We start from the raw sequence: 19,720 nt of genomic DNA on the forward strand, positions 1-19,720 counted from the left end.
CGCGCTCATGCCTGGCACTCGACCCTGTCCAATGACACCGGGGCATGGTCGAGCAACGGCCCTTTCGGTATAATCTGGTTTTGGCGTAAAAGGATTTCGCCCATGCGCATCGTACAGAAAGCCCTGACCTTCGACGACGTTCTGCTTGTCCCCGCACATTCCTCCGTTCTTCCCCGCGACGTTTCACTGGCCACCCAGTTCACGCGTGACATCCGCCTGAATCTTCCGCTCGTTTCCGCCGCGATGGATACGGTGACCGAATCCCGCCTTGCCATCGCCATGGCACAGGAAGGCGGCATCGGCATCATGCACAAGAACATGTCGGCCAGACAGCAGGCCCAGGAAGTATCCAAGGTCAAGCGCTACGAATCGGGCATCGTCAAAGACCCGATCACCATCCGTCCGGACCTGCTGGTCCGCGATGTCCTGGCCCTCACACGCCAGCACCGGATCTCCGGCCTGCCCGTGGTCGATGCCGGCGGCCAGGTCGTCGGCATCGTCACCAACCGCGACATCCGTTTCGAATCGCGCCTGGACGTGCCGGTCAGCTCGATCATGACCCCCCGCGAACGCCTGGTCACGGTAAAGGAAGGCGCGAGCATCGAAGATGCTCGCGAACTGATGCACACCAACCGCCTGGAGCGGGTGCTGGTGGTGGACGACAACTTCCGCCTCAAGGGCCTGATCACGGTCAAGGACATCATCAAGACCACCGAACACCCGAATGCGGCCAAGGACAGCCTGGGCCGCCTGCGCGTCGGCGCAGCCGTGGGCACGGGCGGCGACACCGAAGAGCGCGCGACATTGCTGGTCGAAGCCGGCGTCGACGTCATCGTCGTCGATACCGCGCATGGCCACAGCCAGGGCGTGATCGATCGCGTGCGCTGGGTAAAGCAGAACTTCCCGCAAGTGCAGGTGGTCGGCGGCAATATCGCCACTGCCGCCGCCGCGCTGGCCCTGGTGGAAGCCGGCGCCGACGCGGTCAAGGTAGGGATCGGCCCGGGCTCGATCTGCACCACCCGCATCGTTGCCGGCGTGGGCGTGCCCCAGATTTCCGCGGTTTCCAATGTTGCCGATGCACTGGCCGGCACCGGCGTGCCGCTGATTGCCGACGGCGGCATCCGCTTCTCCGGCGACATCGCCAAGGCGCTGGCCGCTGGCGCGCACTGCGTGATGCTCGGCGGCCTGTTCGCCGGCACCGAGGAAGCACCGGGCGAAGTCGAGCTATACCAGGGCCGCAGCTACAAGAGCTATCGTGGCATGGGTTCGCTGGGCGCCATGCAGCAAGGCTCGTCGGATCGTTACTTCCAGGAAGAAAACACCGCCAACGTCGAAAAGCTGGTACCGGAAGGCATCGAAGGCCGCGTGCCGTACAAGGGGGCGTTGTCCGCCATCGTCCACCAGTTGGTCGGCGGTATCCGCTCCTCGATGGGCTACCTGGGCTGCGCCAGCATTGCCGACATCCACGCCAAGGCGGAGTTCGTCCAGATCACGGCGGCCGGCATCCGCGAATCGCACGTTCACGATGTGCAGATCACCAAGGAAGCGCCGAACTACCGGATGGAATGAGCAAACCTTTCCGTCAAGCAAAACCCCCGCAGCACTGCGGGGGTTTTGTTTTTGCGAAGCCCGGCTCGATCAGGCCGGCAGCCCGGTGAACGGAAAATCCACCTCCGGCCGCCGCCCCGCGATGATGTCGGCAATCGCCAGCCCGGAACCGCAGGCCTCGGTCCAGCCCAGTGTGCCGTGCCCGGTGTTCAGATAAAGGTTGGCATAACGCGTACCGCCGATATAAGGCAGATTGCTCGGCGTGGCGGGGCGCAGGCCACACCAGAACTCGGCCGCATCGTAATCGGCGCCATCCGGGAAAATCTCCCTGGTTCGCGCCACCAGCGCCTCGCAACGGATACGGTTCAGCGACAGGTCATAGCCGTTGAATTCCGCGGTTCCCGCCACGCGCAGCCGGTCACCCAGGCGGGAAAACACCAGCTTGTGGCCATCGTCGGTCAGGCTGACCGTGGGCGCCTTCTGCCCCGGCCGAACCGGAATGGTGGCGGAGTACCCCTTGGCCGGATACAGGTTGAGCCGGATACCCAGGGGTGCCAGATGCAACGGGCTATAGCTGCCCAGGCACACCACGAAGGCGTCGGCAGCCAGCACTTCCGGCCCTTCCGCCGTACCCAACCGCACCCCGGAGACCCGGTCCCCCTCGGTGGCGAAGCCGTCGATGACGCAGTCATAGCGGAAATCCACGCCTAATCTGGCGGCATGGCGCGCCAGCTCATCCGTGAACTTGCGCGCATCGCCGGATTCATCGGACGGGGTATAGGTACCACCGACAATGGGGCGATGCGATGCGCCAAGCGCAGGTTCGATGGCAATGCACTCATGCGCCTGCTTGACCTGCCGGTCCAGCCCCACCTCGCGCATTGCCGCGGCGGCGGGAATCGCGGCCTCGAATTCGGCGGGGTCGGTGTAGTAATGCAGGATGCCCTCGGTACGGGCGTCGTACTCCAGGCCGAGTTCGGCGCGCAGGCGTTGCAGGGTGTCGCGACTATACAGACCGAGGCGCACCAGGTTCTGCAAATTGGCGCGGGCGCGGGCTCGCGGGCATTCGCGCAGGAAGCCCAGGCCCCAGCGCCACAGCGCCGGATCGGCGCGCATGCGGAACAACAGCGGCGCGTCTTCTTCACCCAGCCATTGCAAAGCCTTCCAGGGTGCCTTGGGATTGGCCCAGGGCTCGGCATGGCACACCGAAATCTGGCCCCCGTTGGCGTAGCTGGTTTCGCGCGCCACTTCCGGCGCGCGCTCGATGACGGTGACCTGGTGGCCCGCCCGCGCCAGAAACCATGCCGAAGTCACGCCAATGACCCCCGCTCCCAGTACTGCTATCCGCATCTGCCTCTCCCTTTCGTCGATCCAGGGGCTGAATTATGCCGCGCCCCGCAGCCACGGGGCCTGCGCGCCATCAAGCGTGGGGTTTCCATACCACCCCGGCCATTGCCATTGCGCGCTTTCCCATATTTGTCGGCTAGACTACGCGGCGCGTATCCCGCTTTAAAGCCAATCGACAATGACCCTATCGTTGCGTACCGCTCTTATCCTCGCCATCCTGGCCGGGCTGTTGTTGCCCGCAAGCATCGCAGGCTATCTGCGCCTGGAATCGCAACTGGGCGAAGCCCGGGCGCAAATGGCACGCGATCACGGGCGGATTGCGGACATCCTGATGCTGGGCATGCAGGAACCGCTATGGAATCTGGCGCCAGAATCGGGCCGGCCATTGCTCGACTCGGTGATGAGCGACGAACGCGTGGTGCGCGTGGTGATCAGCGACAACACACTGGGCACCTTCCTCAGCGCCAATCGCCCCGAACGCCGGCAGGGCCAGCTCTACGCGTTGAACCGCGTGGTCACCAAGCAGGGCGCGCAGATCGGCAAGGTCACCGTGGAATTCGACGATGGCCGCGCCATCGCCCTGATCCGCAGCGAACAGCGCCAGACCATCGCGTCGGTGCTGGTACAACTGGCCTTCAGCCTGGGCCTGATCCTGTTCCTGATCCACTCGCGCATTCTCAGGCCGCTCGACGCGCTGACGAAGCAGGCCAAACGCCTGGCCAACCAGCAACTGGACCAGCCCTTCATCTGGCATCGCGACGACGAACTGGGCCAGCTCGGGCATGGGCTGGAAGCGACGCGACAATCGCTGAAGGCCATGTTCGACACGCTGGAGCAGAAAAACCTGCAACTCGAAGCCGATCTGATCAGCCGGCGCCATATCGAATCCGCGCTGCGCGCCAGCCAGGGGCGCTTCCAGCGGCTGGTGGAATCCACCCGCGTCATCCCCTGGGATGCCAACCCGGAGGAATGGCGCTTCGTATACGTCGGCCCCCAGGCGGAGCAGCTTCTCGGCTATCCGCAGTCGGTCTGGTATCACGAGAACTTCCTCTCCACCTACCTGCACCCCAACGATCGCCACCTGGCCTACCAGCTTTTCACCGAAGTGCGCGGCGATGCGCCCACCGAGTTCGAGTGTCGCCTGCTCGCCAAGGACCAGCGCACGGTCTGGGTGCTGTTGATCGCCGAACACCGCCACGGCGCCGATGGTCATCACCTGCAAGGCTTCCTGATCGACATCTCGGCACGCAAGGAGGCCGAGATCGAACTGGAAAAGTATCGCAATCACCTGGAAGAAGGCATCGAACTCAGCACGCGTGCGTTGGCCGCCGCCAACCACGAACTCGAAACCTTCGCCCAATCGGTCTCGCACGACCTGCGCTCGCCACTGCGGACCATCGAGGGCTATATCGAGGTGCTGCTGGAGGACTACAGCGATACGCTCGACGAGCGTGCGCGCAACTACGTGGTCCGCATGCGCGGCACCATGCGCCACATGGGCGTCCTGGTGGACGACCTGCTGACGCTGTCCCGGCTGTCGCGCAGCGAGATCCGCCGCCAGCCAGTGGACCTGGCGGCCGTGGCCTACGAAATCGTCGAAGAACTGCGCGCACTGCAACCGGACCGGCAGGTGGAGATCGCCTTCCCCGACTGCCTGATGGCCAGCGCCGACCCCAAGCTGATCCGCATCGTGCTGTACAACCTGCTCGACAATGCCTGGAAGTTCACCAGCCATGTCCCCGAGCCGGTCATCTCGCTGGAAGTCAACGAAGCCAACGGCCAGCAGGTCTACCAGGTCAGCGACAACGGCGTAGGCTTCGACATGGCCCAGGTCATCCGCCTGTTCCTGCCCTTCCAGCGCCTGCATCCGCCCGGCGAGTACGAAGGCAACGGCATCGGCCTGGCCATTGCGCAGGCCATCGTCCAGCGTCATGGCGGTCGCATCTGGGCCAAGGGCGCGCCTGACGAAGGCACCACCTTCTACTTCACGCTCCCCGAAGGGCGCGACGTCCCCGGGACCTGACCTCCGCGCGCATCCGCTCGCCTCGCCGCTTTTCTTTTACAGAACATTCGTTCTATAATCGCCGCAACATCAGGCCGGCCACAAGGCCGCATTTCCACTCATACGGGCACAGGTGTCATGGACGACAACAAGAGCAAGGCGCTGGCTGCGGCGCTGGCACAGATCGAACGCCAATTCGGCAAGGGCGCCATCATGAAGATGGGCGAGAGCCAGATCGAGAATGATCTGCAGGTGGTTTCCACCGGCTCGCTCGGCCTGGACCTGGGCCTGGGCGTGGGCGGCCTGCCACGCGGCCGCGTGGTTGAAATCTTCGGCCCGGAATCGTCCGGCAAAACCACGCTGTGCCTGCATGTCGTGGCGGAAATCCAGAAGAACGGCGGCGTTGCCGCCTATATCGATGCCGAGAACGCGCTGGACCCCGTCTATGCGCAACGCCTGGGCGTCAACGTATCCGACATGCTGATTTCCCAGCCCGATACCGGTGAGCAGGCGCTGGAAATCTGCGACATGCTGGTTCGCTCCGGCGGCGTGGACATCATCGTGATCGACTCGGTTGCCGCGCTGACACCGAAGGCGGAAATCGAAGGGGAAATGGGCGACCAGCTCCCCGGCCTGCAGGCACGCCTGATGAGCCAGGCGCTGCGCAAGCTGACCGGCAACATCAAGCGCACCAACACGCTGGTCATCTTCATCAACCAGTTGCGGATGAAGATCGGCGTAATGATGCCCGGCCAGAGCCCGGAAACGACCACCGGCGGCAACGCGCTGAAGTTCTATGCCTCCGTTCGCCTGGATATCCGCCGCATCGGCGCCGTGAAAAAGGGCGACGAGATCATCGGCAACCAGACCAAGGTGAAAATCGCCAAGAACAAGGTGGCCCCGCCGTTCCGCGTGGTGACCTTCGACATCCTCTACGGCGAAGGCATCAGCCGCGAAGGCGAGATCATCGATCACGGCGTTACACACAAGATCGTCGAAAAATCGGGCGCCTGGTATAGCTACAACGGCAACAAGATCGGCCAGGGCCTGGAAAATGCCCGTCAGTTCCTCAAGGACAACCCCGAACTGACGCAGGAAATCGTGCAGAAGATCCGCAGCAAGATCGGTTTCGGCGAAGTGCCGATCGAATCGGGCGGCTCGCTAGCCGATGAGGCGGACGCCGTCGCGGCCGAGTAAGCCGCCGGTCCACCCCCTGCAGGGCGAGCCTCATGGCTCGCCCTGTTCGCTTGCGACACCCCACCACGAGGCCCCGCCATTGCCGAAACCTCCTGCCACCCTGCGCAATCGTGCCCTCGCCCTGTTATCGCGCCGGGAGCATTCGCGGCTGGAACTGCTGCGCAAGCTGAAGCCGCACACGGAAGACGAAGCGGAACTGGAAACGCTGCTCGACGATTTCGCGCAACGCGGCTGGCTATCCGATGCGCGCTTTGCCGAAAGTTGGGTGCATGGTCGCGCCGCGCGCTACGGCGGTACACGGTTAAAAGCGGAGCTGTGCAGCAAGGGGGTGGCCGCCGAGACCATCGATGACACCCTTGCCCACCTTCAGACCAGCGAAGCCGCGCGCGCCCGCGACATCTGGCAGCGCAAGTTCGGCAGCCCCGCCACGGATGCCAAGGAGCGCGCACGGCAGTTGCGCTTTCTTGCCACGCGGGGGTTTTCGCTGGACGTGATATACGCCGTGGTCGGGGGCGACTGGGACGACGAGTGACTCCCCGACGCATTGTCGCGCGAGCGCAATGCCAGCCCGATCAGCAGTGGCATTGCGCAAATCGCCGGACGACTTGCGACTTTCCTTACAAAAATTGGCAATCCCACGCGGCAAAGGCTATCAAGAGGGAAGTTCAATATGCCGGAGTTGTCGTGCCCTTCCCGTCCATCACAGCGGCAACACCCACGCTGACTTCCCCGCCGGATCGCCATGGAGGATAGCCTCAAACCCCTGGAGGCGGCGGTGCAGTTCAGCCCCTACGATCCGCCGCTGTCGTTCGCCGGCGAGGAAGAAGGCGGGCACGAGGAAATCGCCCCGGAACGGTGGCGCATCCTGGTGGTGGACGACGAACCCGATGTCCACCTGGCGACCACCTTTGCGCTGAAAGACGAAATCATTCTCGACCGCCCGCTGGAACTGCTGCACGCCTACAGCGGAGACGAAGCCCTGCAAATGCTTTCGCGCGAGCCCGACATCGCCGTCGTACTGCTCGACGTGGTGATGAACGGCAGCGAGGATGGCCTCGCCGTCGCCCATGCCATCCGGCACCAGCTCAACCTGAAAGAGCTGCGTATCGTGCTGCGTACCGGCCACCCGGGCTATGCACCCGAATATGCGGTGATCCGCGACTACGGCATCAACGACTACAAGACCAAATCCGAGCTGACCCAGATCCGCCTGCAGACGACGCTGACCACGGCCATCCGTTCCTACCAGCAGCTCAAGACCGTCGACGCCAACCGGCGCGGGCTGGAAATGATCATCGAAGCGTCCGCCTCGCTGTTCGAACGACGTACGCAGGAAAGCTTTGCCGCTGGCGCCCTCGCCCATCTGATCGCACTGCTGGGCCTGCCGCATCATGGCCTGATCGCCATCCACCAGCCCAGCACGCCCGGTACCCGCCCGCCCCATGCCTGGCTGATCGCCAGCGCGGCAGGCAAGTTGAATGCCCTGGTCGGCCAGCCACTGGCTGCGCTGGAGGACCCGCTGGTCCTCAACGCCATCGAGCATGCCATCCGTTCGCGCAGCCCGCTGTATACCGCCGAATTCGCGGTGCTCTATCTCAACCGGCCGCACGATCAGGAAGCGGCGATCTATCTCTCCACCCAACGCCCGCTGGCCAAGGACGAACGCCAGTTGCTGGAAGTGTTCTGCACCAACATCGCCGTCGGCCTGGAGAACGTGGCGTTGTTCCGCCAGTTGCAGGATCTGGCGTATATCGACCCACTCACCTACCTGCCCAATCGCACCCAGTTCGTCACCCGTCTCGACAATCTACTGAAATCCGCCGAGCCGGACGAAGTGGTCGTGCTGCTGGATATCGCCCAGTTCTCACAAATCAACGATGCCCTCGGCCACCTGATCGGCGACCAGTTGCTGCAAAGCGTGGCGCAACGCCTGCGGCCGCTGGTGCCCGCCACGGCGACACTGGCCCGCCTGGGCGTGGACCTGTTCGGCGTCGTCGGCCATTACCAGCCGGAACAGCTCACCCCTTTGTTCGAAGCATTCGAGCGCCCATTCGCTGTCGCATCTCACCGGCTGCGCGTACAGATATCCTGCGCCGCCGCCCATTTGCGCGATACCGAACCAACCGGCATCGGCTGCCTCAAGGACGTGACGATCGCACTCAACCAGGCCAAGCGCGCCGACAACGGCCAGTTGGTCTGGTATTCGCCCTCGATGAGCCGCGCTTCGCGCCGGCGCCTTGACCTGCTCCACGACCTGGAAAGCGCCATCCACCGGGGGCAGCTCACGATTCACTATCAGCCGCAGATTGCGCTGGACAGCGGTGAAATCGTCGGCGTGGAAGCATTGGCGCGCTGGCCCCAGCCGGATGGCAGTTTCATCCCACCGGATCGCTTCATTCCACTGGCCGAGCAATCCGGCCTGATCCTGGATCTGGGCAACTGGCTGGTGACGCAGGTCTGCGGCCAGTTGAGCGAGTGGCGCGCGCTGGGACTGGGCGCGTTGCGCATGGCAATCAACGTTTCCATGGTGCAGTTCAACCACGAAGGCCTGATCGACCTGCTGGCCGACGCATTGCAGCGCCACAGCCTGTCAGCATCGCTGATCGAGGTGGAAATCACCGAGAGCGTGGCCATGGCCCGGCCCGAGGAAGTCATGGCCAAGATCGCGCGACTGAAGGCGCTGGGCGTCTCGGTCGCCATCGACGATTTCGGCACCGGTTTCTCGTCGCTGGCCTACCTGCAAAAACTGCATGCCGATCGCCTGAAGATCGACCGTGCCTTCATCCGCGACATGGGCCTTTCGGAAAACCCCTACAGCATCGCCGAAATGGTGATCAATCTGGGGCACAAGCTGGGGATCAAGGTATTGGCCGAAGGCGTGGAGTCGCCGGCCCAGGCCACCCTGCTGCGCAGCCTCGGTTGCGATGAAGCGCAGGGGTTCCTCTTTGCCAAGCCCGCGCCACCGGCGCCACTGACCCACTGGTTCCTGGAAACCGGGCTCAAAGTGGCGGTATAGCGCCGAACTCCTTCAGGAAGTCGATGAATGCCCGAGACTTGGCCGGCAGATGCCGGCTGGCCGGGTAAACCGCGTAGATGCCGCCGCGCGGCAAGGCCCATTCCGGCAGCAAGCGGATCAAGCGCCCGGCCAGCACCTCCTCGTGCGCCAGATAGTCCGGCAACACGCTAACCCCCGCATCGTGCAACAACAGGGAGTGCAGCACCTGGGGCGAATTCACCCGCAACGGCGCCCGCATGCGCACAGGGACCGCTTCGCCATCCCGCTCGAACTGCCAATGCAGCGGCGCGCTCAGCAGGTTGAGCGCGATCCAGCGATGCGATGCCAAGTCCTCCGGCCGCTCGATAGCCCCCGCCCGCGCCAGGTAAGCAGGACTGGCCAGCAGCCATTGCCCGAAACTGCCCAGTTGCAAGGCGTGCAGGCTGGAATCGCGCAACCAGCCCATGCGGATCGCCACGTCGATGCGCGTCTCGACCAGGTCCACCACCTCGTTGCTGGCGATCAGCTCGATCTGCAATGCCGGGTAGTGCGCGGCGAAAGCCGCGATCAGCGGCGCCACCACGCTGGCCGCGTAGTCGGTGGATGCCGTCACCCGCAGCGTACCGTGCGGCACGGCGTGATCCCGCGCCGCGCTGTCCAGCACCGCTTCCGCCTGGCGCAGCAGCGGCACGCAATCGCCGTAGAACGCCTCCCCCGCCTCGGTCAGGGTCACGCGGCGGGTAGTGCGCGCCAGCAGCGTCACGCCCAGGTCGCGCTCCAGCCGTGCCACCTGCTGGCTCACCACCGCCTTGGCCAGTCCGAGACGATCCGCCGCGGCAGTGAAACCACCTGTTTCCACGACAGTGACAAACAGCGTCAACCGCCCAAGGTCGATGCGCGCGAGGTCGTGCATGCCCCACCATTGTTCGTATATATGAAACAGTTAATTCTGGTTGATGTCATTTATCTAATCAATCTCCGCGCGCATCATCAAGCTCACTCTTACCCACCCGGAGACTCATCATGAAAATCGCCCTGATCGGCGCCACCGGCTTCATCGGCTCCAAACTCCTGCAAGAAGCATTGGATCGCGGCCATCAGGTCAGCGCACTGGTGCAGCATATCGACAAGCTGCCGCACCATGAGCGCCTGACGCCCGTCGCCGCCGATGTCCAGAACGCCGACGCACTGGCCACACAGCTTGCCGGCCACGATGCCGTGATCAGCGCGTTCAGCGGACACGCTCAAGGCGAAAAGGTCTTCGATTATTTCCTGGCGGGCGTGAAGGCGATCATCGCTGCCACCAAGCAGGCAGGCGTGCCACGTTTGCTGATGGTGGGTGGCGCGGGCAGCCTGGAGGTCGCACCGGGCGTGCAACTGCTCGACACCCCCGAGTTTCCCGCACAGTGGAAAGGCACGGCCGAAGGCGCGCGCCAGGCATTGAACCTGCTGCGGCAGGAACAGACACTGGCCTGGACCATGCTGAGCCCGGCCGCGATGATCGCCCCGGGCGAGCGGACCGGCCGTTTCCGCCTCGGTGGTGACCAATTGGTGGTCGATGCGCAGGGCAACAGCAACATCTCGGTGGAAGACTACGCCGTGGCGCTGCTCGATGAACTGGAAACGCCGCAACACACGGGCGCACGGTTCACCCTGGGCTACTGAGCACTACGGCGCAGCGGGCCCATCTGCCATCCAGCCGTCCCAGGGCGGCGGATCGCCCCACTCGCCGGCCAGGAAATCGATCATGCTGCGCACCTTGGCCGCCACATGGCGCCGGCTGGGGTATACCGCCCAGGCGAACAGCTCGGGCTCGCCGTAATCCTGCAACAGCCGGACCAGACGCCCGTGGCGCAGGTCCTCGCCGATCAGGAACGTGGGCTGGCGGATGATCCCCTCGCCGGCCCGGGCGGCTGCGCACAGCACATCGCCATTGTTGGCGCGCAGATTGCCCTTCACCCGCACCTTCTGCGCGCCATCGTCACCGAAAGGCCAGTCGTCGCCGCCGGCTGCATAGCTGTACAACAGGCAATTGTGATCGGCCAGCGCCTGCGGCGTGATCGGCATACCGTGGCGCGCCAGATAGTCGGGCGAGGCGGAGATCGGTACGCGAATGCGGCACAGCCGCCGCGCCACCAGGTTTTCCCCCAGGCGTGGCGCGATCCGCAATGCCAGGTCGAAGCCTTCCTCGACCAGATCCACGGTACGGTCCGCCAGCTCCAGGTGCAGCATCACGTCCGGATAGCGCTGGCGGTAACGGGACAACAGCGGCGCCAGATGCAGGATGCCCAGTGACACCGGCGCCGAGATACGCAAGGTGCCCTGCGGGCGCCGGGTTTCGTGGGACAACGCCCCTTCGGCCTCGGCCACATCGGCCAGTATCTGCACGCACCGCGCGTGATAGTCCTGCCCGGCCTCGGTCAGGCTGAGCTTGCGGGTGGTACGGTTCAACAGGCGGGCACCCAGATGGTTTTCCAGATCGGCCACCAGCCGCGATGCGGCGGTGGTGGAAATCTGCAAGCGCTCCGCCGCGCGCACGAAGCTGCCGCTCTCGACGACACGAACAAATATGGCCATGGCCGTCAGTCGATCCACCGCATCCTCCAAACAGGAACAATTCCTGTCTCGATCCATTGTTTATGCTGCACAGTAGCGGGTTTCGACGGCGGTTACACGTGTCGTCCCCGCCGAACTTACCTCCCAACAGAAGGAACCCACATGTCCTCACCCGTTCGCGTTCTTGCTTTCTGCGGCAGCCTGCGTCATGGCTCCTACAACGCTGCGGCGCTCGATGCCGCCATTGAACTCGCGCCAGCAGGCATGGCCATCGAGCGCGCGGAAATCGGCGACTTCCCGCTCTACAACCAGGACGTGCAGGCGGCCGGCTTCCCCGCCGCCGTGGAGCGGGTGGCTGCACAGTTACGCGCGGCCGACGCGGTATTGTTCGCCACGCCCGAATACAACTATTCCGTGCCCGGCGTGCTGAAGAATGCCATCGACTGGCTGTCCCGCCTGCCGGATTCGCCATTCTCGGGCAAGGCCGCCGCGGTGCTCGGTGCCAGTCCCGGCAATATCGGCACGGCACGCGCGCAGTATCACCTCCGCCAGATCGGGGTCTTTCTCAACCTGCGTTTCCTGAACAAACCGGAAGTGATGATCGGGCAGGCGGCGCAGCGTTTCCAGGACGGAAAACTGAGCGACGAAGCCACGCGCGAACACCTGCAAAAGCTGCTGGTCGCACTGGTCGACCTGGCCGCGCCACGCTGAGGTTACGCGCTGCCGCTCGATCGTAGAGCACGGGAAGCGCATGGATGATCGCCCGCACTTCCCGCGCCTGCGGCGATGCAAGCCGCTCGCACCAGCGAGATGTACGAATACAGATTATTTCCAATGCAATAGTCGCAATCTCAATGGCATCATTGAGCACATGACTACCGCAACCTCCCCCCGACGTTCCTGGATTCCGCCCGGCTGGATGATCCTGCTGGGCATCCTCACCGCCATCGGCTCCGTATCGATCGATATGTACCTGCCGGCGTTCCCCGCGATTCAGCAGGGACTGCATACCACCACCGGCCAGGTACAGCTCACGCTGACGGCGTTCTTCGTCGGCATGCTGAGCGGGCAATTGCTCTACGGGCCGCTTTCCGACCGCTTCGGACGACGCCCCCCACTGATCGGCGGGCTGATCATCTACATCATCGGCTCCGTGGGGTGCACGCTGGCCCAAAGCATCGAGGCACTGATGTTCTGGCGCCTGATCCAGGCACTCGGCGCGTGCTCCGGCATCGTGCTGGCACGAGCCATCGTGCGCGATCGCTGCGATCCGCGCGAAGCGGCACGCTCCTTCTCCACGCTGATGCTGATCATGGGCGTATCGCCGATCCTGGCCCCCCTCTTGGGCGGCTATATCCTCCAGGTTTCGGATTGGCGCGTCGTGTTCGGGCTCAACGTACTGTTCGGCATCGGCTGCCTGATCGCCACGGTGACGATGCTGCGCGAATCGCACACACCGCGCGCGGACGCCTCGCTGGGCCTGGGGCCGGTGTTCTCCAGCTTCGCCACGGTGCTGCGCGATCGCGACTTCACCGTGCACGCCATCTCCGGAGGACTGGCACAGGCCGGCCTCTATACCTATCTGGCCGGCTCGCCCTTCGTACTGATCGAACTGTTCCACCTCAGCCCCAGCGCCTATGGCTGGGTGTTCTGCGCCAACTCGGTGGGCCTCATCGTTGCCAGCCAGGTCAACTCGGCCCTGCTCAAGGGCAGCGATATCCACACCATGTTGCGACGCGGCCTGCTCGGCGTGATCGCTGGCGCGGCGTTGTTGATCGTGGCCGGCCTGAGTGGCGTCGCGGTCCTGCCGCTGTTGCTGGCCGGCATCTTCGTGTTCATGACCTGCCTGGGCTTCGTCAATCCCAACGCGGCGGCGGCGTCGCTGGCCAACCATCCGGAACGCGCCGGCACCGCCTCGGCGCTGATGGGTACGCTTCAATACGGCCTGGCCACACTGGCCACGTTCGCCATGGGCGTGGTGCATGATGGCACGGCCCGACCATTTGCCTTCGGCATGGCCGCCTGCGGCCTGGCCGCATGGCTGGTGCTGCGCACGCTGGGCATCCGCCACACCGCGCCGCTGCAAACTGCCACGGCCACCTCGTAGCGGATAAGGCGCCGGGCAGGCGCTTTGTCGCTACGCCGCCCGGCCCGCCGCCGGCGCGCTATCCCAGCCGCCGGCCTTTCCTTTAGAATCGCTGGTTTGCATATCTTGCACATCCTCGCCGAGCGACCATGAAATCCGCCGAGATCCGCCAGAAATTCCTCGACTTCTTTGCCTCGAAGGGCCACCAGATCGTGGCGTCGAGCAGCCTGATTCCCGCCAACGATCCGACGCTGCTGTTCACCAACGCCGGCATGAACCAGTTCAAGGACGTGTTCCTCGGCTTCGACAAGCGCCCCTATACCCGCGCCACCACCAGCCAGAAGTGCGTACGCGCCGGCGGCAAGCACAACGATCTGGAAAACGTGGGCTATACCGCGCGCCACCATACCTTCTTTGAAATGCTGGGCAATTTCAGCTTTGGCGATTACTTCAAGGAAGACGCGATCAAGTACGCCTGGGAGTTCCTCACCAGCCCGCAATGGCTGGGGCTGCCCAAGGAAAAGCTGATGGTCACGGTGTATGCCACCGATGACGAAGCCTACGACCTCTGGCACAAGCAGATCGGCGTGCCTGCGGAAAAGATCGTGCGCATCGGCGACAACAAGGGCGCGCCCTACGCCAGCGACAACTTCTGGACCATGGGCGACACCGGCCCGTGTGGCCCGTGTACCGAGATTTTCTACGACCACGGCGCGCATATCTGGGGCGGCCCCCCCGGATCGGCCGAGGAAGACGGCGATCGTTTCATCGAAATCTGGAACAACGTGTTCATGCAGTTCAACCGGGACGAATCCGGCATGCTGCATCCGCTGCCCAAGCCCAGCGTCGACACGGGCATGGGCCTGGAACGCGTCTCGGCCGTGTTGCAACACGTGCACGCCAACTACGAGATCGACCTGTTCGTGGCGCTGCTCAAGGCGGCGGCCAAGGAAACCGGCGTGCCGTACAACCAGGACACCCCGTCGCTGAAGGTGATCGCCGATCACATCCGCGCGTGCTCGTTCCTGATCGCCGACGGCGTGATGCCCGCCAACGACGGCCGTGGCTACGTGCTGCGCCGGATCATCCGCCGCGCCATCCGCCACGGCTACAAGCTGGGCCAGAAGGGCCTGTTCTTCCACAAGCTGGTGGGCGCGCTGGCCGCCGAGATGGGTGATGCCTATCCCGAACTGCGCATCCGCCAGGCCATCATCGAAGACGCGCTGCGCCAGGAAGAGGAAATCTTCAGCCGCACGCTGGAAAACGGTATGTCGCTGCTGGACGAAGCCCTCGCCGGTGGCAAGACCGTGCTCGACGGCGCCACGGCCTTCAAGCTGTCCGATACCTTCGGCTTTCCCATCGACCTGACCGCCGACGTCTGCCGCGAACGCAACGTCAGCGTGGACATGGAAGGCTACGAGCGCGCGCTGGATGCCCAGCGCAAGCAATCCAAGGCCGCCGGCGCCTTCAAGATGGCCGCCGGTCTGGCCTACGAAGGCGATGCGTCGTGCTTCCACGGCTACAGCGAGACCAGTCGCGACGCCAAGGTGATCGCGCTCTACCGGGGCAACGAACCCGTTTCGCAACTGAACCAGGGTGAAGAAGGCGTGGTGGTGCTGGATCACACGCCGTTCTATGCCGAATCGGGCGGTCAGGCTGGCGACGTGGGCGAGATTTCCGCTGTCGGCGGCCTGAATGCGCTGTTCGACGTGACCGACACCCAGAAAGTGAAAGCCGACGTATTCGGCCATCAGGGCAAACTGGCACGCGGCGCCCTCAAGGTGGGCGACGCCGTGACCGCCACCATCGACCTGCATCGCCGCCACGCCACCCAGCGGAACCACAGCGCCACCCACTTGCTGCACTCCGCGCTGCGCGAAGTGCTGGGCACGCATGTCGAACAAAAGGGTTCGCTGGTGACGCATGAGCGCACCCGTTTCGACTTCAGCCATCCCAAGGCGGTCACCGCCGAAGAACTGGCACGGATCGAAGCGCTGGTAAACCACGCCATCATGCACAACCACGCGGTGGACGTTGCCCACATGAGCTACGACGACGCCATCAAGGCCGGCGCCATGGCGCTGTTCGGCGAAAAATACGGCGACGAAGTGCGTGTGTTGAAGATGGGCGATTTCTCCACCGAACTGTGCGGCGGCACCCACGTCGGCCGCACCGGCGACATCGGCTTCTTCAAGATCGTGGCGGAAGGCGGCGTGGCCGCTGGCGTGCGCCGGGTAGAAGCCGTCACCGGCGAAGGCGCCCTGGCCGCGGTGCAGAGCGCCGACGCCGAACTGAAGGCCGCGGCCGCGATCGCCCAGGCGCAACCGGGCGAATTGCTGGCCAAGCTGGAAAAGATCCAGGACAACGCCCGCGCGCTGGAAAAGGAACTCGCCAAGCTCAAGGGCCAACTGGCCGCGAGCAAGGGGGATGAGCTCGCCGACAGTGCCGTCGAAATCAACGGCGCCAGGGTGCTCGCCGCCGAATTGCCTGGCGCCGACAACACCGCCCTGCGCGAAACGATGGACAAGCTGAAGGACAAGCTGGGTAGCGCCGCTATCGTGCTGGCCGCCGTCAACGACGGCAAGGTCGCGCTGGTGGCCGGCGTCACCGCCGACCTTACCGGCAAGGTGAAGGCCGGCGAGCTGGTCAACTTCGTGGCACAGCAGATCGGTGGCAAGGGCGGCGGCCGGCCGGACATGGCCCAGGCCGGCGGCACCCAGCCGGAAAACCTCGCCACGGCCCTCGCCGGTGTGCAAGGCTGGGTGGGCGCCAAGCTGTAATCGCCCTCGTGACGCAGCAACGGCTGGCCTTGTGCCAGCCGTTTTTCCTGGAGGATGCATGACCGAACGCCCCGCTTTTGCCCTTGGCCGTTACCGGCATTACAAAGGCAACGATTACGATGCCATCGACCTCGTCCGGCACAGCGAAACCTGCGAATGGATGGTGCTTTATCGCGCGCGCTATGGCGACTGCGGGTTATGGGTCCGGCCATTGGCGATGTTCACCGAACACGTCGTCATCGACGGCATCGCCCGTCCACGCTTCGCCCTGCTGCATGCCGGCGAGGATCATTCACCGCCGACGCCGGACTAGCCAAACGCGCGCTTTCCCCCTAGAATGCGTGGCTCTGCGGGCGTCGTATAATGGCAATACCCTAGCTTCCCAAGCTAGAGCCGTGGGTTCGATTCCCATCGCCCGCTCCAGGACACAGCAGCGCTCGGCGTCGTTAGACGACTCCGGGCGCTTTGTTTTTGCGGGTTCCGGCCATGTTGCAGCCGCCCAGCATCGCCAACTGGCGCCTCTTGTTTCGCGCGAAATTCGCACCGGATTCGCACGCACCAAACAAGGATAACTGTCACCTGCCATGCTAAACATCGCTGCGGCTACACCGCCGCAGAGCCAGCATCGTTGCAATCGCAACCCTGGCCGTCGTTGACTCCCTGGAGCACGGCCCCCGTGTGGACTTGACCTTTCGAGCCCCGGGACTTCCCAAACAGAAGTCCCGACTTGTCGGGGCACCCCCAGGGAGGCCACATGCCCACTGCGATTCAACGTCACCGCCATCAAGCATTTCAGACCCAATCCCAACGCTGCTTTTACTGCGGCGCTCCGATGTGGGAAACCGACCCAAGCAAATTCGCGGCACACTTCCGGCTAAGCATCGCCGAAGCAGGCCACTTTCGCTGCACTGCCGAGCACCTGGTAGCGCGCAAGGATGGCGGAAAAAACATCGGAGCAAACATCTCTGCGGCTTGCCTGTTCTGCAACCGCACTCGCCATCGAGCTGCAAACGCTCTTCCTTCCGAGCAATTTCAGAAAAAGGTACGACAACGTTTAAAGCAGGGAAAGTGGCACCCTCCGCATATTTTGTTGGCGCTTCATATGGGTATTTCAAATAGGCCCTCCGAAGAGTAAGCACGAAAAGCCCAGCCATAGCCGGGCTTTTTCTTTGCTGCACATTGACGCCTACACGAATATGCGACGTCATTAAGCTAGCGCCTAAAGCTGCCCAGAAAACAACAAGCACTAGCCGAGGGGCTCTTCTTTCGGCGGGTGAGAATGTCCTCTGGATGGCGAACCAGCTCGGCCACTTGAGCACAGGGATGATGATCAAAACGGACAGACAGTGGATACCGGGCCGCGGAGCAAAAGCAGGACACACCCCGGTTGAAGACTGGAGCATCGATGGCGAGAAATTCGCACGGTGATCGCACGAAGATTACGGGCATTTTGTTTTTTGCGGGTTTTGGCGCGATACTTTGGCGTTTTGTGTATCGCCCTGCCTGCCGCCCCCCTCCCGCACGCGGAAATCTGGATTGAAACCGACTGAATATCTTGAATTGATCCTGATGGGTGTGCCGGCTGGAATGCTTGCACTTGCAGTCCTCTCCGGCGAAGAACGCACCGCCATCCGAACAGAGGTAGCTCGCCTGTGCCTCTCGTTTGGACTGTGCTCGTTGATCGCAATAGGTTTCACGTTCCTTGCGCCTGAAGGCTGGGCGGGTGGACGGATCCCGTTCGGGATGGCAGCCTTGGGGCTACCCGCTTTTCCCGTCGGGCTGCTTCTTTTTCTTTACGAAAGACTCCGAACCTATTTACGGCACCCTCGTTAAACATGGCACTTAGATTGATCAACTCAGCGCGACTGACCACCGTCCAGATCGATGCGATGTCTTATCAGTTTCCTCAATCGCTGGACGAATGGGATGGCAATTGGCTATGCATTACGGGCTCGATCGAAGCCGCCGAGGGTGCATGGAAATTTCGGGACCCTTGCCTCACCACATTTGAGCTGGAAGAGCTTGCCAATTGGTTTACTAACCTTGAAAGCGAAAAGCGGCCATGCTTTTTCACTGAGCCATGCATTCATTTTCGAGTCGTATCGTCCCCAGCCCCTGGGCTGGAGCTGGTGCTGTCTCATGAATGTGCTCCACCCTGGCAAACAGGTGAGGATCGTTTGGATGGCTGGGCATTGTTTTTCCCGTTTTCGGAAAACAGCCCCACCGAAATGAAGGCAACAAAAGCCATCATGGAGCGCTTTCCTGTCCGCAACCGGTAATCCCCTGCCCCCAGGCATCAGCCACGCAGCGCTTCGCACCACTTCCACCGAGAACTCAGCAGTAGCTGAGAAACCGCTCCAGCGCCTTCGAAACATGCTTCTGCCGATGGTGGATCAGATAAAGCGGCCTGACCAGCCCTGGTTCAGCCAATGGGATCTGCACCAGCCGGCCGTCCTGCAATGGCTCTTCGATCACCTTGCGCGACAGGCAACTGATCCCCAACCCATACCGTACGGCATGCTTGATTGCTTCGGAATTGCCCAACTCCATCACCAGGTTGAACTGCGGCAATTTCGAGAGCAAGGCGTGCTCCAGCACTTCGCGGGTACCTGAGCCGGTTTCCCGCAATATCCAGGGCGCTTTGGATAGTGTTTCCAGGGTGGCGGGCTGCGTGACGATGGGATGATCCGGCGCGGCGAAGATCACCAGCTCGTCGTCTTTCCAGGCCTGGGTCAGTACTTCCGGCATGTGGCATGGGCCTTCGATAAAGCCCATGTCCGCCTTGAACTCCGCAACGGCCTGGATGACATCGCGGCTATTGCCGACATGCAGTTCCAGGGGAATCCGTGGGAAATCGAGGCGATAGCGGGCAATCGCCTTCGGTAACAGGTAGTTGCCGATGGTGCTGCTCGCGGCAATTTTCAGCGCGCCGCCATCCCTGACAAAAAGCTGTTCGATCTCGCCGGCACGTTCCAGCAATGCAAGCGCCTTGGGGTAAAGCAGGCGTGCGTATTCGTTGACCACCAGCCGCTTGCCCACGCGATCGAACAATTTCACATCCAACTGATGCTCAAGTTCGGACAGCGCCGCGCTCACAGCGGATTGCGACAAGGCCAGCGTGGCCGAGGCCTGCGTGGTGGAGCCACTCTTCAGCACTTCGACGAAGACGGCGAGCTGGCGCAGGGTGATATGCATGCTGTTCTCCGCAA

General features: G+C 63.4%; 16 protein-coding genes and 1 tRNA gene. 13 read left to right on the top strand and 4 right to left on the bottom strand.

Annotation, left to right across the window (positions count from 1 at the left end):
- Positions 1–102: 102 nt before the first annotated feature.
- Positions 103–1,569, top strand: a complete 1,467-nt coding sequence (gene guaB / locus FAZ21_RS05870) for an IMP dehydrogenase (protein WP_136772352.1) — start codon at positions 103–105, stop codon at positions 1,567–1,569.
- 69 nt (positions 1,570–1,638) lie between these two features.
- On the opposite strand, the gene FAZ21_RS05875 is transcribed toward guaB, so the two are convergent.
- On the bottom strand, positions 1,639–2,898 hold the full coding sequence (locus FAZ21_RS05875; protein ID WP_136772353.1) for a D-amino acid dehydrogenase: 1,260 nt from the start codon (positions 2,896–2,898) through the stop codon (positions 1,639–1,641).
- Positions 2,899–3,085: 187 nt separating this feature from the next.
- Here FAZ21_RS05875 and FAZ21_RS05880 point away from each other — a divergent pair, with 187 nt between their 5' ends.
- The 4 genes from FAZ21_RS05880 to FAZ21_RS05895 all read left to right on the top strand — a co-directional run bounded on the left by FAZ21_RS05880 (position 3,086) and on the right by FAZ21_RS05895 (position 9,110).
- Positions 3,086–4,918, top strand: a complete 1,833-nt coding sequence (locus FAZ21_RS05880) for a sensor histidine kinase (protein WP_169307275.1) — start codon at positions 3,086–3,088, stop codon at positions 4,916–4,918.
- Positions 4,919–5,035: 117 nt separating this feature from the next.
- Entirely contained in the window at positions 5,036–6,094 is a 1,059-nt protein-coding gene (recA, locus tag FAZ21_RS05885; RefSeq protein ID WP_136772355.1) for a recombinase RecA, read from the top strand.
- Between the two features lie 79 nt (positions 6,095–6,173).
- On the top strand, positions 6,174–6,626 hold the full coding sequence (gene recX / locus FAZ21_RS05890; RefSeq protein WP_211243380.1) for a recombination regulator RecX: 453 nt from the start codon (positions 6,174–6,176) through the stop codon (positions 6,624–6,626).
- Between the two features lie 210 nt (positions 6,627–6,836).
- Positions 6,837–9,110, top strand: coding sequence for a GGDEF/EAL domain-containing response regulator (locus FAZ21_RS05895; protein WP_136772357.1), 2,274 nt, complete (start codon positions 6,837–6,839; stop codon positions 9,108–9,110).
- Here the strand turns inward: FAZ21_RS05895 and FAZ21_RS05900 are convergent.
- Positions 9,094–10,002, bottom strand: coding sequence for a LysR family transcriptional regulator (locus tag FAZ21_RS05900; RefSeq protein ID WP_136772358.1), 909 nt, complete (start codon positions 10,000–10,002; stop codon positions 9,094–9,096). The two genes, FAZ21_RS05895 and FAZ21_RS05900, sit on opposite strands and share 17 nt — an antisense overlap.
- 110 nt (positions 10,003–10,112) lie before the next feature.
- Here FAZ21_RS05900 and FAZ21_RS05905 point away from each other — a divergent pair, with 110 nt between their 5' ends.
- A complete protein-coding gene (locus FAZ21_RS05905; protein WP_136772359.1) occupies positions 10,113–10,754 on the top strand; it encodes an NAD(P)-dependent oxidoreductase in 642 nt (213 codons plus the stop codon).
- A 3-nt stretch (positions 10,755–10,757) separates the two neighbouring features.
- Here FAZ21_RS05905 and FAZ21_RS05910 read toward each other — a convergent pair whose 3' ends face one another.
- Positions 10,758–11,666 (bottom strand): LysR family transcriptional regulator, encoded by a 909-nt coding sequence (locus FAZ21_RS05910; protein WP_136772360.1) that lies wholly within the window; start codon positions 11,664–11,666, stop codon positions 10,758–10,760.
- Positions 11,667–11,807: 141 nt separating this feature from the next.
- Here FAZ21_RS05910 and FAZ21_RS05915 point away from each other — a divergent pair, with 141 nt between their 5' ends.
- The 7 genes from FAZ21_RS05915 (at position 11,808) to FAZ21_RS05945 (ending at position 18,790) form a co-directional block, all read left to right on the top strand.
- On the top strand, positions 11,808–12,356 hold the full coding sequence (locus FAZ21_RS05915; protein WP_136772361.1) for an NADPH-dependent FMN reductase: 549 nt from the start codon (positions 11,808–11,810) through the stop codon (positions 12,354–12,356).
- Positions 12,357–12,516: 160 nt separating this feature from the next.
- Positions 12,517–13,752 carry a multidrug effflux MFS transporter gene (locus tag FAZ21_RS05920; protein WP_246038504.1) on the top strand — a complete coding sequence of 412 codons (1,236 nt, stop codon included), beginning with the start codon at positions 12,517–12,519 and terminating at the stop codon, positions 13,750–13,752.
- Positions 13,753–13,880: 128 nt separating this feature from the next.
- Positions 13,881–16,511, top strand: a complete 2,631-nt coding sequence (alaS, locus tag FAZ21_RS05925) for an alanine--tRNA ligase (RefSeq protein WP_136772362.1) — start codon at positions 13,881–13,883, stop codon at positions 16,509–16,511.
- Positions 16,512–16,569: 58 nt separating this feature from the next.
- On the top strand, positions 16,570–16,824 hold the full coding sequence (locus FAZ21_RS05930; protein ID WP_136772363.1) for a DUF1653 domain-containing protein: 255 nt from the start codon (positions 16,570–16,572) through the stop codon (positions 16,822–16,824).
- 36 nt (positions 16,825–16,860) lie between these two features.
- Positions 16,861–16,934: transfer RNA gene (locus tag FAZ21_RS05935), tRNA-Gly, on the top strand.
- Between the two features lie 331 nt (positions 16,935–17,265).
- The gene (locus FAZ21_RS05940; RefSeq protein WP_136772364.1) at positions 17,266–17,646 is read left to right on the top strand and encodes an HNH endonuclease; all 381 of its coding nucleotides are present in this window, start codon (positions 17,266–17,268) and stop codon (positions 17,644–17,646) included.
- Positions 17,647–18,346: 700 nt separating this feature from the next.
- A complete protein-coding gene (locus FAZ21_RS05945; RefSeq protein ID WP_136772365.1) occupies positions 18,347–18,790 on the top strand; it encodes a WapI family immunity protein in 444 nt (147 codons plus the stop codon).
- A 55-nt stretch (positions 18,791–18,845) separates the two neighbouring features.
- Here the strand turns inward: FAZ21_RS05945 and yieE are convergent, their stop codons facing one another.
- Complete coding sequence (yieE, locus tag FAZ21_RS05950; RefSeq protein ID WP_136772366.1) at positions 18,846–19,706, bottom strand: DNA-binding transcriptional regulator YeiE; 861 nt, start codon at positions 19,704–19,706, stop codon at positions 18,846–18,848.
- Positions 19,707–19,720: the final 14 nt, after the last annotated feature.

It is taken from the genome of Chitiniphilus eburneus (assembly GCF_005048205.1).
GTDB lineage: Bacteria > Pseudomonadota > Gammaproteobacteria > Burkholderiales > Chitinibacteraceae > Chitiniphilus > Chitiniphilus eburneus.

Coding starts and splice junctions, on each gene's coding strand:
- guaB (WP_136772352.1), top strand. CDS start 103: ATGCGCATCGTACAGAAAGCCCTGACCTTCGACGACGTTCTGCTTGTC.
- FAZ21_RS05875 (WP_136772353.1), bottom strand. CDS start 2,898: ATGCGGATAGCAGTACTGGGAGCGGGGGTCATTGGCGTGACTTCGGCA.
- recA (WP_136772355.1), top strand. CDS start 5,036: ATGGACGACAACAAGAGCAAGGCGCTGGCTGCGGCGCTGGCACAGATC.
- FAZ21_RS05895 (WP_136772357.1), top strand. CDS start 6,837: ATGGAGGATAGCCTCAAACCCCTGGAGGCGGCGGTGCAGTTCAGCCCC.
- FAZ21_RS05900 (WP_136772358.1), bottom strand. CDS start 10,002: ATGCACGACCTCGCGCGCATCGACCTTGGGCGGTTGACGCTGTTTGTC.
- FAZ21_RS05905 (WP_136772359.1), top strand. CDS start 10,113: ATGAAAATCGCCCTGATCGGCGCCACCGGCTTCATCGGCTCCAAACTC.
- FAZ21_RS05910 (WP_136772360.1), bottom strand. CDS start 11,666: ATGGCCATATTTGTTCGTGTCGTCGAGAGCGGCAGCTTCGTGCGCGCG.
- FAZ21_RS05915 (WP_136772361.1), top strand. CDS start 11,808: ATGTCCTCACCCGTTCGCGTTCTTGCTTTCTGCGGCAGCCTGCGTCAT.
- FAZ21_RS05920 (WP_246038504.1), top strand. CDS start 12,517: ATGACTACCGCAACCTCCCCCCGACGTTCCTGGATTCCGCCCGGCTGG.
- alaS (WP_136772362.1), top strand. CDS start 13,881: ATGAAATCCGCCGAGATCCGCCAGAAATTCCTCGACTTCTTTGCCTCG.
- FAZ21_RS05930 (WP_136772363.1), top strand. CDS start 16,570: ATGACCGAACGCCCCGCTTTTGCCCTTGGCCGTTACCGGCATTACAAA.
- FAZ21_RS05940 (WP_136772364.1), top strand. CDS start 17,266: ATGCCCACTGCGATTCAACGTCACCGCCATCAAGCATTTCAGACCCAA.
- FAZ21_RS05945 (WP_136772365.1), top strand. CDS start 18,347: ATGGCACTTAGATTGATCAACTCAGCGCGACTGACCACCGTCCAGATC.
- yieE (WP_136772366.1), bottom strand. CDS start 19,706: ATGCATATCACCCTGCGCCAGCTCGCCGTCTTCGTCGAAGTGCTGAAG.